The sequence below is a fragment of the Acuticoccus kandeliae genome, assembly GCF_003073115.1.
This window is the reverse complement of record NZ_QBBV01000012.1, coordinates 1-911: the sequence shown is the minus strand read 5'-3', so window position 1 is coordinate 911 and position 911 is coordinate 1. Positions and strand designations below refer to the sequence as shown.

Annotated in this window: 1 protein-coding gene; it reads left to right on the top strand. The window is 68.7% G+C overall.

Annotated features, from left to right (window positions below):
- The coding region (gene ccrA / locus DBV35_RS29025) for a crotonyl-CoA carboxylase/reductase (RefSeq protein ID WP_108663915.1) at window positions 1-911 on the top strand (911 nt) is incomplete at both ends.

Below are 911 nucleotides of genomic sequence, written 5' to 3'. Positions count from 1 at the left end.
AGCGGCACGACCTGCCCTACCACGTGGTCGGCTCCGACCTCGCGGGCGTCGTGGTGCGGACCGCACCGGGCGTGAACAGCTGGAGTCCGGGCGACCAGGTCGTCGCGCACTGCCTCTCGGTCGAGCTGGAGAGCCCGGACGGGCACTCCGACACGATGATGGACCCGGAGCAGCGCATCTGGGGCTTCGAGACCAACTTCGGCGGCCTCGCCGAGCTGGCCCTGGTCAAGTCCAACCAGCTGATGCCGAAGCCGGACCACCTCACCTGGGAGGAGGCCGCGTCCCCGGGCCTGGTCAACTCCACCGCCTACCGCCAGCTGGTGTCGAAGAACGGCGCCGACATGAAGCAGGGCGACGTCGTGCTGATCTGGGGTGCCTCCGGCGGCCTCGGCTCCTACGCCACCCAGTTCGCCCTCAACGGCGGCGCCACCCCGATCTGCGTCGTCTCCTCGGAGGAGAAGGCCCAGATCTGCCGCGACATGGGCGCGGAGCTGGTCATCGACCGCAACGCCGAGGGCTACAAGTTCTGGAAGGACGAGACCACCCAGGACCCGAAGGAGTGGAAGCGGCTCGGCGCGAAGATCCGCGAGCTCACCGGCGGCGAGGACCCCGACATCGTCTTCGAGCACCCGGGCCGCGAGACCTTCGGCGCCTCGGTCTACGTCACCCGCAAGGGCGGCCAGATCGTCACCTGCGCCTCGACCTCGGGCTACATGCACGAGTTCGACAACCGCTACCTGTGGATGAACCTCAAGCGGATCGTCGGCTCGCACTTCGCGAACTACCGCGAGGCCTACGAGGCCAACCGGCTCGTCGCCAAGGGCATGATCCACCCGACGCTGTCGCGGGTGTACCCGCTGACCGAGACCGGCCAGGCCGCCAACGACGTCAAGCAGAACCTCCACCAGGGC